This is a genomic window from Pelomonas sp. Root405, from assembly GCF_001425165.1.
In the GTDB taxonomy this organism is placed as follows: Bacteria; Pseudomonadota; Gammaproteobacteria; order Burkholderiales; family Burkholderiaceae_C; genus Pelomonas.
In genome coordinates this window covers 384,739-397,156 of sequence record NZ_LMDU01000011.1, presented here as the reverse complement: position 1 = coordinate 397,156, position 12,418 = coordinate 384,739, and the positions used below count along the sequence as shown (strand labels likewise).

10 protein-coding genes are annotated in these 12,418 nt (G+C 67.4%); 6 read left to right on the top strand and 4 right to left on the bottom strand.

From position 1 onward, the window contains the following. Positions 1-188 precede the first annotated feature (188 nt). Positions 189-3,734: an indolepyruvate ferredoxin oxidoreductase family protein gene (locus ASC81_RS11395; protein ID WP_056266748.1), complete on the top strand. Its 3,546-nt coding sequence runs from the start codon at positions 189-191 to the stop codon at positions 3,732-3,734. A 53-nt stretch (positions 3,735-3,787) separates the two neighbouring features. Here ASC81_RS11395 and ASC81_RS11390 read toward each other — a convergent pair whose 3' ends face one another. After that, positions 3,788-4,300: a nuclear transport factor 2 family protein gene (locus tag ASC81_RS11390; RefSeq protein ID WP_056266745.1), complete on the bottom strand. Its 513-nt coding sequence runs from the start codon at positions 4,298-4,300 to the stop codon at positions 3,788-3,790. Between the two features lie 198 nt (positions 4,301-4,498). Here ASC81_RS11390 and ASC81_RS11385 point away from each other — a divergent pair, with 198 nt between their 5' ends. Continuing rightward, complete coding sequence (locus tag ASC81_RS11385) at positions 4,499-5,161, top strand: transporter substrate-binding domain-containing protein (protein ID WP_235533628.1); 663 nt, start codon at positions 4,499-4,501, stop codon at positions 5,159-5,161. Beyond that, entirely contained in the window at positions 5,158-6,051 is an 894-nt protein-coding gene (locus tag ASC81_RS11380) for a DMT family transporter (protein ID WP_056266739.1), read from the top strand. Before ASC81_RS11385 ends, ASC81_RS11380 begins: the two co-directional genes overlap by 4 nt. Here the strand turns inward: ASC81_RS11380 and ASC81_RS11375 are convergent. The 3 genes from ASC81_RS11375 to ASC81_RS11365 are packed head-to-tail and all read right to left on the bottom strand — an operon-like array spanning position 6,042 to position 9,920. Next, a complete protein-coding gene (locus ASC81_RS11375; protein ID WP_056266736.1) occupies positions 6,042-8,177 on the bottom strand; it encodes a TRAP transporter large permease subunit in 2,136 nt (711 codons plus the stop codon). The genes ASC81_RS11380 and ASC81_RS11375 overlap by 10 nt on opposite strands. Beyond that, positions 8,174-8,752 (bottom strand): TRAP transporter small permease subunit, encoded by a 579-nt coding sequence (locus ASC81_RS11370; RefSeq protein WP_056266734.1) that lies wholly within the window; start codon positions 8,750-8,752, stop codon positions 8,174-8,176. The genes ASC81_RS11375 and ASC81_RS11370 overlap by 4 nt, the downstream gene beginning before the upstream one ends. 46 nt (positions 8,753-8,798) lie before the next feature. Next, positions 8,799-9,920 (bottom strand): TRAP transporter substrate-binding protein, encoded by a 1,122-nt coding sequence (locus tag ASC81_RS11365; protein ID WP_056266730.1) that lies wholly within the window; start codon positions 9,918-9,920, stop codon positions 8,799-8,801. 168 nt (positions 9,921-10,088) lie between these two features. On the opposite strand from ASC81_RS11365, the gene ASC81_RS11360 reads away from it, so the two are divergent. From ASC81_RS11360 to ASC81_RS11350, 3 genes are read left to right on the top strand one after another with little or no spacing between them, the layout of a single operon-like run. Then, on the top strand, positions 10,089-11,264 hold the full coding sequence (locus ASC81_RS11360; RefSeq protein WP_056266727.1) for an alkane 1-monooxygenase: 1,176 nt from the start codon (positions 10,089-10,091) through the stop codon (positions 11,262-11,264). Positions 11,265-11,323: 59 nt separating this feature from the next. After that, positions 11,324-11,863 carry a cytochrome b gene (locus ASC81_RS11355; RefSeq protein WP_369820851.1) on the top strand — a complete coding sequence of 180 codons (540 nt, stop codon included), beginning with the start codon at positions 11,324-11,326 and terminating at the stop codon, positions 11,861-11,863. Between the two features lie 13 nt (positions 11,864-11,876). Continuing rightward, a complete protein-coding gene (locus ASC81_RS11350) occupies positions 11,877-12,410 on the top strand; it encodes a YceI family protein (RefSeq protein ID WP_056266724.1) in 534 nt (177 codons plus the stop codon). Positions 12,411-12,418 lie beyond the last annotated feature (8 nt).

Genomic DNA, 12,418 nt, shown 5'->3' with positions numbered 1-12,418 from the left:
TGTGATTGAAGCGAATTTCAACGCTTTCGGCAAGAACGTTGCTTGCACCGTCGGTTTGCGGCGCAATTGAGAAAGCACTGCGCGCCGCCATTTCCCTACACTGACCGGTCCGGCCATACTGGCCACAAGCCCGCGCGCCAGCCTCACAAGGGCCGGCCTCTCGGGCCGCCATTCAGGAGCTCCCACCGATGAACGCCCCGCTGCCCGAACACATCCTGCGCGCCCTGCAGACCGTCTCCCTCGACGACAAATACGCGCTCGATACCGGCCGAGCCTTCATGAGCGGCGTGCAGGCGCTGGTGCGGCTGCCCATGCTGCAACGCACGCGCGATGCGCTGGCCGGGCTGAACACGGCCGGCTTCATCAGTGGCTACCGCGGCTCCCCGCTGGGCACCTATGACCAGGCGCTGATGCAGGCCAAGAAGCACCTGGCGAAGCAGAACATCGTCTTCCAGCCGGGCGTGAACGAGGAACTGGGCGCGACGGCCGTGTGGGGCACGCAGCAGCTCGACCTCTTCCCCGAGAAGGCCAAGTTCGACGGCGTCTTCGGCCTCTGGTACGGCAAGGGCCCGGGCGTGGACCGCTGCATCGACGTGTTCAAGCACGCCAACATGGCCGGCACGAGCAAGCACGGCGGCGTCATCGCCATCGCGGGCGACGACCACATCGCCAAAAGCTCGACGGCGGCCCACCAGAGCGACCACGTCTTCAAGGCCGTCGGCTTCCCGACCTTCTTCCCGAGCAGCGTGCAGGACATCCTGGACATGGGCCTGCACGCCTTTGCGATGAGCCGCTTCTCGGGCGTGTGGGCGGGCATGAAGACGATCCAGGAAATCGTCGAGTCCTCGTCGTCGGTCAGCGTCGACCCCGACCGCGTCAACATCATCCTGCCGGAAGACTTCCAGATGCCGGCCGGTGGCCTGCACATCCGCTGGCCCGACCCGCCGCTCGAGCAGGAGTCGCGGATGATGAATTACAAGTGGTACGCCGCGCTGGCCTACATCCGCGCGAACAAGCTGAACTACAACGTCATCGAAGGCCGGAACGACCGCTTCGGCATCATCACCAGCGGCAAGGCCTTCAACGACACCCGCCAGGCGCTCAACGACCTGGGCCTGGACGACGACACCTGCAGGGCGCAAGGCATCCGCCTGCACAAGGTCAACGTCGTGTGGCCGCTGGAAGCGCAGATCACGCGCGATTTCGCCAAGGGCCTGCAGGAGATCCTGGTCGTCGAAGAGAAGCGCCAGATCATCGAGTACCAGGTCAAGGAAGAGCTCTACAACTGGCGCTCCGATGTGCGCCCGAACGTGCTCGGCAAGTTCGACGCCGGCGACGGTGGCGAGGGTGGCGAGTGGAGCGTGCCCAACCCCAGCGACCACTGGCTGCTGCGCCCGCAGGCCGACCTGACGCCGGCCATCATTGCCCGCGCCATCGCCAAACGGCTGAAGAAGCTGGGCGTGGACAGCGACATCGCCGCCCGCCTGGACGCGCGCCTGGCCATCATCGACGCCAAGGAAAACTCGCTGAAGGCCGAGGAGAAGACCGCCGGCGGCGCCGACCGCACGCCTTGGTTCTGCTCCGGCTGCCCGCACAACACGTCCACGCGCGTGCCTGACGGCAGCCGCGCGGTCGGCGGCATCGGTTGCCACTACATGGTCACGTGGATGCCCGGCCGCAACACGGCCACCTTCACGCAGATGGGCGGCGAGGGCGTGCCCTGGGTCGGCCAGGCGCCGTTCACCGGGGAGAAGCACATCTTCTCCAACCTGGGCGACGGCACCTACTTCCACAGCGGCAGCCTGGCGATCCGCCAGAGCATTGCCGCGGGCGTCAACATCACCTACAAGATCCTCTACAACGACGCCGTCGCGATGACCGGCGGCCAGCAGGTCGGCGAGCGGCCCGAGGGCCACACCGTCATCCAGATCATGAACAGCGTGATCTCGGAAGGTGTGAAGAAGCTGGTCATCGTCACCGACGAGCCCTTCAAGTACGAGGGCGTGGCCCTGGCGCCCGGCGTCACCGTGCACCACCGCGACGAGCTGGACGAGATCCAGCGCCAGTTCCGCGAGATCGAAGGCACCACGGTCATCATTTACGACCAGACCTGCGCCACCGAGAAGCGCCGCCGCCGCAAGCGCGGCAAGCTGGTGGACCCGGCCAAGCGCGTCGTCATCAACGAGCTGGTCTGCGAAGGCTGCGGCGACTGCTCGGTGCAGTCCAACTGCCTGTCCATCGAGCCGCTGGAGACCGACTTCGGCCGCAAGCGCCAGATCAACCAGAACACCTGCAACAAGGATTACTCCTGCGTGAAGGGCTTCTGCCCGAGCTTCGTCACGGTGGAAGGCGGCGAGCTGAAGAAGCCCAAGAAGGAAGCGCGCAAGAGCCCCTTCGACGCCGCGCTGCCGCAGCTGGCCATGCCCATCGTGCCCAACCCGGAGAAGGCCTGGGGCATCGTCGTCGGCGGTGTCGGCGGCACGGGCGTCATCACGATCGGCCAGTTGCTGGGCATGGCGGCCCACCTGGAAGGCAAGGGCGTCATCACGCAGGACGCCGCGGGCCTGGCGCAGAAGGGCGGCGCGACCTGGAGCCACATCCAGATCGCCAACAGCCCGGACGCGATCTTCTGCACCAAGGTCGGCACGGCAGAGGCTGACCTCGTCATCGCCTGCGACGCCATCGTCGCTGCCAACAAGGCCACGCTGGCCGTCATGCGCGAAGGTCGCACCTATGTGGCGCTGAACACGCACGGCTCGCCGACGGCGACGCTGGTCAGCGACGCCAACTGGAGTTTCCCGGGCGCCGCCTGCGAGGCGGCCGTCGGCAACGCGGTGGGCCGCGACCATCTCGGCTCCTTCGACGCCGAGGAAGTGGCCGTCAAGCTGGTGGGCGATTCGCTCTACACCAATCCGCTGATGCTGGGCTACGCCTGGCAGCAGGGCCGCATCCCGCTGAGCTACGACGCGCTGATGCGCGCCATCGAGCTGAACGGCGTGCAGGTCGACAACAACAAGGTCGCCTTCGAATGGGGCCGTCGCTGTGCGCAGGACCTGAAGAGCGTGCAGGCGCTGTATGCGGCGCAGCAGGTCATCCAGATGGTCAAGCGCCAGGGCATCGACGAGATCATCACCAAGCGCGTCGACTTCCTGACCGGCTACCAGAACGCCGCCTATGCGGCCGAGTACAGGGCCTTTGTCGACAAGGTGCGCGCTGCCGAAGCCAAGCTGGGCGCTACGACCAAGCTGACGGAGGCCGTCGCCCGCTACCTGTTCAAGCTGATGGCCTACAAGGACGAGTACGAGGTGGCGCGCCTGCACACCGACGCGTCATTCATCAACAAGATCGCCAACCAGTTCGAGGGCGACTACAAGCTGGTGCACCACCTCGCGCCGCCGCTGCTGGCCAAGAAGAACGACAAGGGCGAGCTGCAGAAGCGCCCCTTCGGCGCCTGGGTGCGCCCCGCCTTCGGCCTGCTGGCCCAGATGAAGGGCCTGCGCGGCACGGCTTTCGACATCTTCGGCCACACCGCCGAGCGCAAGATGGAGCGCCGCTGGATCGCCGACTATCGCGCCGGTGTCGACAAGGCGCTGGCCCGCCTGAGCGCCGAGACCCTGCCTACCGCGGTCGAGCTGGCCCGCGTGCCGGAAGACATCCGCGGCTACGGCCACGTGAAGGAGCGCCACGAGAAGGTCGCTCGCGCCAAGTGGGACGCGCTGCTGGCCAAGGTCTGAACAGCGCGCATCCTGGTGAAGCCCCGCAGGCCGCCCTGCGGGGCTTCGCCTTTTCAGGGTCTCAGCGTGGAGTGCTGCAGCAGGATCAGCCAACGGCCTTCGATGCGCTGGTAGGCGAAGCTGTAGCGCGCTGGCCGCGTCGTCGGCTGGCCGGCGACCTCCTCGGTGAACTCGTATTCGCCTGAGCGCACCGCCGTCTCGCCGAACAGCTGCAGGTTGCCGACGATCCAGCGCATGCGTGCCGTCGGCCGCTGCGCCATCTGGTCGAAGAACACCGGCAGTGCGGGGCCGTTCAGCGGCACGGCCACGTACTCGTCGTCGGTGATCAGCGCACCCGGGGCATAGAGCTGCTGCAGCCGGCGCGGGTCGCGTGCGTTGTAGGCGTCCTTCCAGTCTTCCAGCGCCTGCATGAGGTCGTTGACGCAGGTGCTGCCCGGCTGGTCGCAGCGCACGGGCTGCGACACGCGCACCGTGGGCGCTGTCGTGCAGCCGCTGCCGGCGATCACCACCATCAGCGCGCCGACCGCTGCGGCGAGCGGCCGGCGCATCTTGTCCATCATGGCCATGTCGAAATCCTTCGGTGTCTGAAGACGGGCTTAACGCTTGCCGCAGCGCGGCGTTCAACTTCGCGGCGCACGCAGGATGGCCGCCCTAGACTGCGCGCCTTCATGGTGCGCCGTCGCTCGATTCTCACGCTGCCTCTGGCCCTGGCTGCCGGCCATGCGGCCGCGGGCGAGATGCTGCGCACCGCTGCCCAATCTGGCATGAACCTCAAGTTCAACGTCAACGGTCCGCCGGGGTTCTGCGTCGACTACATCCAGGCCCTGCAGCGTGTGGACTCCGGCTTGCTGTTCAAGGGGTTGGACGAGGCGCTGCCCCTGACGCGCATCGAGAGCGACCTGGCGGCCGAGCGCATCGACTTGTTCTTTGCGCTGATGAAGACGCGTGAGCGCGTCGCGCGCTTCGGCTTCGTCGAGACGCCGGCGCTGTACAACGTGCGCCATCGCGTGGCGGTGCGTGCCGACGATGCGGTCAATGTGCAGGGCTTCGACGACATCCGCGCCCTGGGCGGCAACGGCATCATCCTGGCCACGCGTGCAACAGGCTGCGAGAGCTTTCTGGCCGAGCAGCCTGGCCTCACCGTGGACGCCGGCGCGACCGACGACCTGCGCAACCTGCGCAAGCTGCTGAGCGGTCGCGGCCGTTTTTTCTATCACGCCGACGTGACCCTGCGCCATTGCATCGAGGCCGAGGGCGCGCAGGCCCGGGTGCGCATCCTGCCGGCGGTCTTCCATGCCGACTCGCAGCTGCTGGCCCATGCGCCGGGCCTGGCGCCGGAGCGGCTGGCGCGTGTTGTCGCCGCCATGCGAACCCTCGAACTCAGCGGCGCAGCGGCGCGGCTTCGCACCGCCTACGGACTGACTTGAATCCCAGACAACTCTGGCCCGGCCTGCTGCTCGCAGTGCTGGGTGCCATCGGTTTCTCCGGCAAGGCCATCATCGTCAAGCTGGCCTATCGCCACGGCGTCGACCCTGTCACGCTGCTGATGTGGCGCATGCTGCTGGCCCTGCCTTTCTTCCTGGCCATGGCCTGGTGGGCCGGCCGGGGCAAGCCGGCACTGACGCGCCAGGACTGGCGCGATGTGGCCGTGCTGGGCTTCACCGGCTACTACCTGGCCAGCTACCTGGACTTCGCAGGCCTGGCCTATATCTCGGCGAGCCTGGAACGGCTCATCCTCTACCTGAACCCGACGCTGGTGCTGCTGATCTCGGTGCTGTTCTTCCAGCACCGGCTGCAGGCGCGCCAGCTGATCGCGATGGCCGTCAGCTATGCCGGCGTGGTGGCGGTGTTCGCGCACGAGCTGAGCTTCGAGGGCGCCAACACGGCCCTGGGCGCGGCGTTGGTGTTCGCCAGCGCGGTCAGCTATGCGGTCTACCTGGCGCTCAGCGGCAAGGTCGTGAAGCGCCTGGGTTCGCTGCGCCTGGCCGGCCTGGCCAGCACGGTGGCCTGTGCGCTGTGCATCGCGCAGTTCCTGCTGATCAGGCCGCTGTCGGCGGCGGCCGTGCCCGAGCCGGTGCTGTGGCTGTCGCTGCTGAACGCCACTGCCTGCACGGTTGCGCCGGTGTTGATGGTGATGCTGGCCATCGCCCGCATCGGCGCGCCGCTGTCGTCGCAGGTCGGCATGGTGGGCCCGATGAGCACGCTGATCATGGGCGTGCTCATCCTGGGTGAGCCGATGAACGCGTGGATCGCCGCCGGCACCCTGCTGGTGCTCGGCGGCGTTTTCCTGGTCAGCCGGCCGTCACGTCAACCGTAGAGCACCTTCGGCAGCCACAGGCCGATGGCCGGCCAGATGTAGAGCATGACGATGGCGATGACCTGGATGCCCATGAAGGGCAGCATGCCCACGAAGATCTGGTTCAGCGTCACATGCGGTGGCGCCACGCCCTTCAGGTAGAAGGCCGCCATCGCCACCGGCGGGCTCAGGAAGGCGGTCTGCAAGTTCAGCGCCACCAGCAGGCCGAAGAACAGCGGGTCCACGCCGAAGTGGCTGAGCAGCGGGATGAAGATGGGCATGAAGATCACGATGATCTCGGTCCATTCCAGCGGCCAGCCCAGGATGAAGATGATGAGCTGGCTGAGGATCAGGAACTCGGTCTTGCTGAGGTCCATGCCCAGCACCCATTTCTCCACCAGCTCCTGCCCGCCCAGCAGCGCGAACGCCGCCGAGAAGATGGCCGAGCCGACGAAGAGCCAGCAGACCATGGCGGTGGTCTTCGCGGTCAGGAAGACCGACTCCCTGACCTCGGTCTGCAGCCGCGCCTGCCGGTAGGCCATCAGGGCCCACAGCAGCACGCCGCCGGCGGCGACGGCGCCGAACACCGGGCTGACCGGTTCCGACGCCAGCCCCTGCTTGTGCGCGGCATACCAGACCAGCGACGCGAGCAGCGGCAGCCACAACAGCAGCCAGACGATGAAGACCGGCCGGCGCTGGCCCGGCTCGCGCTTGTTGATCACCGAGTAGATGGCTGCCAGCACGTAGCCGCCGAAGGCACCGACGGCGGCGGCCTCGGTGGGTGTGGCCAGGCCAAAGACGATGGAGCCCAGCACCGCCAGGATCATGACCAGCAGCGGAAAGAAGCTGGTCAGCAGCAGCTTGAAGATCTCCAGCCGCTGGAAGTTGAGCAGCGCATAGAAGCCCACGAGGACCGCCGCCGTGACGGCCCAGCCGACCCAGCCGCGGCCGCTTTCGGCGGGCGGTGCTGCCGCCGTTGACGCGGCCGGCATCGGCTCGGCGATGGTCGAAGGTGCGGCGACGGTTGCAGCAGGCTCGGTGACGGGGGGCTCGCCAATCGGCGGCTCGGCCACACCGGCCTCCTCGCTGGCCGCCTCGGACGGCGGTTCCGACAGGCCGCCCGTTTCCTGGGGCTCGGCCAGGCCGGACTCGGTGGACGAGGTGGCCTCGCTGCCCATGACCTGCGGCGCATCGGCCGCGGGCGCCTCGGGCGCCACCGGGTTGAGGGCGCGCAGCGCGGCGAAGAAGGCGATCACCATCACGATGGCCACCGGCAGCAGCGCCACGCCGAGCTGGCGCAGCACCGGGCCCTTGTCGGGCTCGCGGCCCAGGGCCCGCAGCAGCGCCGGCAGGGCCGGGCGCAGGCGGCCGCCGCTGAGGCGCTCGGCCAGCGGCGGCAGGTTGACATGCCGCGCCTCGGCCGACAGCGGCGGCATCAGCGCCGGCTTGAGCTTGGCCAGCAGCACCACATAGAGCACGTACAGGCCTGCCAGCATCAACCCGGGGAAGAAGGCGCCGGCATAGAGCTGCACCACCGACACGCCGGCCGTCGCACCGTAGACGATCAGCATGACCGACGGCGGGATCAGGATGCCCAGGCAGCCACCGGCCGTGATGGCGCCGGCCGACACGCGCACGTCGTAGCCGCCCTTGAGCATCTGCGGCAGCGCCAGCAGCCCCATCAGCGTGACGACCGCACCGACGATGCCGGTGGCCGTGGCGAACACCGCGCAAGTGAAGATGGTGGCCACTGCCAGCGAGCCTGGTACGCGCGCCATGGCCAGGTGCAGGCTTTTGAAGAGCTTGTCGATGAGGTTGGCCCGCTCGACGAGATAACCCATGAAGACGAACAGCGGGATGGAGATGAGCACGTCGTTGCCCATCACCTTGAAGGCGCTCTGCACCATCAGCGCCAGCGTCTTGCCAGTGTCGAAGTCGTAGGCCAGCCAGGTGAACAGCATGCCCATGCCCATCAGCGTGAACGCCGTCGGGAAGCCCAGCATGATGGCCACGACGACCAGGGCGAGCATGGTCAGCCCGAGGTGGCCGCGCGTGAGCTGCTCGGCGTTCAGCATGGTGAAGCCGGTGCCGGCGATGATGATCGCCATCAGCGTGAAGCCGAACCAGAGTTCCTTGCGAATCTTCATGGCCGGGCCTCTTCCGCGTGAACCATCTGCTTGAGCTTGTCGACGTCGACTTCCTCGACGTCCTGCTCGCGGCTGGGCCAGTAGCCCTGCTGCAGGCATTGCAGGCAGCGCACGATCTCGACGAAGCCCTGCAGCAGCAGCAGCCCGCCGGCCAGCGGGATGACGGCCTTGAACGGGTAGACCGGCAGCGGCGTGGCGCTGAAGGTGGACTCGCGGATGGCCACGGCATCCTGGAAGAAGGTCCAGCCGGCCCAGGTCAGCGCGACGATCCCAGGCAGGAAGAAGACGATGTAGAGCGTCAGGTCGATGGTGGCCTGGGTGCGCGGCTGGAAGAAGCCGTAGAGCACGTCGCCGCGCACATGGCCGCTCTTGGCCAGCGTGTAGGCGCCCGCCATCATGAACAGCGTGCCATAGCCCATCAATTGGGCATCGAGGTTCCAGTCGTGTGGCGCGTTGAGGATGTAGCGGGAGAACACCTCCCAGCTGATCAGCGCGGTCAGGGCGACGATCAGCCAGGCGAAGGCCTGGCCGATCCAGGTGGACAGATGGTCCACCGCAAGCAGCAGTTGTTTCATGGCATGGCAGGAAAAAGGGGCGCGAGGCCCCTTGGTGTCACCGGGATCAGGCCTTCTTGGCCGGGGCTCTGAAATAGTGGTTCCAGGCCATCTTGAAGTCGACCGTGTAGTCGTTCTGCCAGCCGCCAGCGCGCTGGGCGAAGGCCTTCTGGCTGTCCAGCACTTTCTTGAACAGCGGGTTCTCGGCCGCCTTGGCGGCGATGACTTTGTCCCAGGCGGCGATCTGCGCGCGCAGCACGCTGTCGGGCGTCTTGTAGAACTTGACGCCGGCCTTCTTCAGCTCGTTGTAGTCGGTGCTGTTGCGCTCGATGGCCTTCCAGCTCATGTCGGCGCTGGACGCCTGCACGGCGTAGTCGATGACCGCCTTCAGCTCGGCCGGCAGCCCGTCGTACTTGGCCTTGTTGAACAGGATCTCGAACTGCTCGCCGCTCTGGTGGAAGCTCTGCAGCATGCAGGTCTTGGCCACGTCGGCAAAGCCCAGCACGCGGTCGGACGAGGCGTTGTTGAACTCGGCCGCGTCGATGAGCCCGCGGTCCAGGGCCGGCACGATCTCGCCGCCCGGCAGCGGGTTGACGGCCACGCCGAGTTCCTTGAACACGTCGACGGCCAGGCCGACGGTGCGGAACTTCAGCCCCTTGAGGTCCTCGGGCTTGCCGATGGGCTTCTTGAACCAGCCCAGCGGCTGCGTCGGCATCGGGCCGTACAGGAAGGACACGACGTCGATGTTCAGCGCGTTGTAGACCTCGGCCAGCAGCGCCTTGCCGCCGCCGTAGTTGTGCCAGGCCAGCACCATGTTCGGGTCCATGCCGAAGGCCGGGCCCGAGCCCCACAGCGCCAGGGCGTTGTTCTTGCCGTAGTGATAGGCCACCACGCCGTGGCCGCCGTCCAGCGTGCCCTTGTTGACGGCATCGAGCAGCTGGAACGCCGGCACCACCGAGCCCGAGGGCAGCACCTCGATCTTGAGGCGGCCGCCGGCCATGTCGTTGACCTTCTTGGCGAAGTCCTGGGCGTACTCGTGGAAGATGTCCTTGGCCGGCCAGGTGGACTGGAAGCGCATGCTGACGGTCTGCGCCTTCGAGATCATGGGCGCGGCCAAAGCGCCTGCACCGGCCGTGGTGACCGCGGCTTTCTTGATGAAGCGCCGACGCGCGCTGGGAGTCTGGGTCATGGGCTTGTCTCCGATTTGAAGTGTTTGACTGCGCCTTGATAAACCGTGCGGCTGGGCGCCCCGCCGCCGTGCCCGACTGTCTGGCGGCCCCCTAATCCGACGCAACTGGGTCAAACCCACGGTTGAGGCCGGCTTGACCGTAACGGTCTGCTCACGCAGCATGGTCCGATGTCCCAGGCCACCGCCCTCCCTTCGCCTTGGCGTGACCGCAAGCGCTACGGCTGGCTGTTGTCGGGGCTGCTGCCAGGCATGGCCTGGGTGAACCTGTGGCAGTACCAGTCGACTGGCAAAGTAATGTTTCTGTGGCTGATGGCGGCCACGATCTACACCGTCATTCCCCTGCTGGACTGGTGGTTGGCCGAAGACCGCGCCAACCCGCCGGCCGAGGCCGTGCCCGCGCTGGAGGCGGACCGCTGGTATCTGGCGGTGCTGCTACTGTTCATTCCGCTGCAGTTCGGGCTGACGCTGCACGGCGCCTGGATTGCCGCGCGCGAACCGGCCGGGCCCCTGGGCGTGATGGGCTTCATCGGCCTGGTGCTGACGGTGGGTGGCATGAATGGCGTGGCCATCAACACGGCCCATGAGCTGGGCCACAAGCACGCCCGCTGGGAGCGCTGGCTGTCGCGGCTGGTGCTGGCGCCGGTGGCCTATGGGCACTTTTACGTGGAGCACAACCGCGGTCATCATCGCCGCGTGGCCACCTTCGAAGACCCGGCCAGCGCGCGCCTGGGCGAAGGCTACTGGGCCTTCCTGCCACGCACGCTGCTCGGCGGCCTGCGCTCGGCCTGGGCGCTGGAGGTGGACCGGCTGGCGCACCGCGGCCTGGCGGCCTGGCATTGGCGCAACGAGTGCCTGCAGGCCTGGGCGATGACGCTGGCCCTGTATGGCGGCGTGGTGGCGTGGCTGGGCTGGGCGGTGCTGCCCTTCTTGCTCGCGCAGGCCCTATACGGCGCCTCGCTGCTGGAGGTGGTGAACTACATCGAGCACTACGGCCTGCTGCGCGCCACTGCTGCCGATGGCCGGCCGGTGCGCTGCGCGCCCGAGCACTCATGGAACAGCAACCACCGCGTGTCCAACCTGTTCCTGTACCACCTGCAGCGCCACAGCGACCACCACGCCCACCCGGCCCGGCGCTACCAGGCACTGCGGCATTTCGAGTCGGCACCGCAGCTGCCCAGCGGCTATGCCGGCCTGCTGCTGGTCGCCTACTGCCCGCCGCTGTGGTTCCGTCTGATGGACCGGCGCGTGCTTGCCCACTATGGCGGTGACCTGTGGCGCGCCAATGTGCAGCCCTCGCGCCGCGCCGCGCTGGAGCGCCGTCACGGTGCCGTTCAAAATCGCTGAACAATGGCGTCAAGACCGGTGAACCGCTCGCCGGACTGCACGGAACACACTGCGAGCCCATGATGAGCCCTGCCAACCGCTACACCCCCGTCGCCATCGCGCTGCACTGGCTGCTGGCGCTGGCCATTGTCGGCGCTCTTGGCATGGGGCTCTACATGACGAGCCTGCCGTTCTCGCCGACGCGGCTCAAGCTCTACAACTGGCACAAGTGGGCGGGCGTCACCATCCTGACGCTGTCGGCGCTGCGCCTGCTGTGGCGCCTGACGCACCGCCCGCCGGCGGACCTGCCCATGCCGGCCTGGCAGGCGCGCGTCGCCCATCTGACGCACAGCCTGCTCTACGTGCTCTTCTTCGCCGTGCCACTGGCCGGTTGGGCCTACAGCTCGGCGGCGGGCTTCCCCATCGTCTGGTTCGGCGTCTTGCCGCTGCCCGACTTCGTGCCGAAGGACAAGGAGCTGGCCGAGGTCTTCAAGCTCGTCCACAAGTTCGCCGCCTATGGCCTGGGGCTGCTGGTGGCAGCCCATGTGGCCGGTGCGCTCAAGCACCATCTCATCGACCGTGACCGCCTGCTCGCCCGCATGGGCCTGGGCCGCGCCTGACGAAAGGACCCCAATGAAACGCCTGTTTTCCGCACTGCTGATCGCCACCAGCGCCCTGGCCGCACATGCCGCCACGCTGCAGCCTGCCAAGAGCGATGTCAGCTTCACCTTCAAGCAGATGGGCGTGCCGGTCGATGGCACGTTCAAGAAGTTCGAAGCTGCGCTGGACTTCGACGCCAAGAAACCCGAGGCCGGCAAGATCGCCTTCACGGTGGACCTGGGCAGCGTGTCGTTGGGCGATGCCAGTTTCGACGCCGAGCTGGCCAAGGCGCCCTGGTTCGACACCAAGCGCAACGGCAAGGCGACCTTTGTCTCCAGCGCCATCAAGCCAACGGGCCCCGGCAAATACGACGTCGCCGGCAAGCTGACCATCAAGGGCGCCAGCCGCGACGTCACCGTGCCCATCACCGTGGCCGGCGGTATCGCCTCGGGCAGCGTCGCCATCAAGCGGCTGGACTTCAAGATCGGCGACGGCGAATGGGCCGACACGTCCATGGTCGCCAACGATGTAACCGTCAAATTCAAGCTGGCTTTCGCCGGCCTGTAACCTCTGCC

Excerpts from the sequence above, each read along its gene's own strand:
- ASC81_RS11370 (WP_056266734.1), bottom strand. The coding sequence starts at position 8,752 with ATGAAACAACTGCTGCTTGCGGTGGACCATCTGTCCACCTGGATCGGC.
- ASC81_RS11355 (WP_369820851.1), top strand. The coding sequence starts at position 11,324 with ATGATGAGCCCTGCCAACCGCTACACCCCCGTCGCCATCGCGCTGCAC.
- ASC81_RS11375 (WP_056266736.1), bottom strand. The coding sequence starts at position 8,177 with ATGAAGATTCGCAAGGAACTCTGGTTCGGCTTCACGCTGATGGCGATC.
- ASC81_RS11360 (WP_056266727.1), top strand. The coding sequence starts at position 10,089 with ATGTCCCAGGCCACCGCCCTCCCTTCGCCTTGGCGTGACCGCAAGCGC.
- ASC81_RS11385 (WP_235533628.1), top strand. The coding sequence starts at position 4,499 with ATGAACCTCAAGTTCAACGTCAACGGTCCGCCGGGGTTCTGCGTCGAC.
- ASC81_RS11350 (WP_056266724.1), top strand. The coding sequence starts at position 11,877 with ATGAAACGCCTGTTTTCCGCACTGCTGATCGCCACCAGCGCCCTGGCC.
- ASC81_RS11365 (WP_056266730.1), bottom strand. The coding sequence starts at position 9,920 with ATGACCCAGACTCCCAGCGCGCGTCGGCGCTTCATCAAGAAAGCCGCG.
- ASC81_RS11395 (WP_056266748.1), top strand. The coding sequence starts at position 189 with ATGAACGCCCCGCTGCCCGAACACATCCTGCGCGCCCTGCAGACCGTC.
- ASC81_RS11390 (WP_056266745.1), bottom strand. The coding sequence starts at position 4,300 with ATGGCCATGATGGACAAGATGCGCCGGCCGCTCGCCGCAGCGGTCGGC.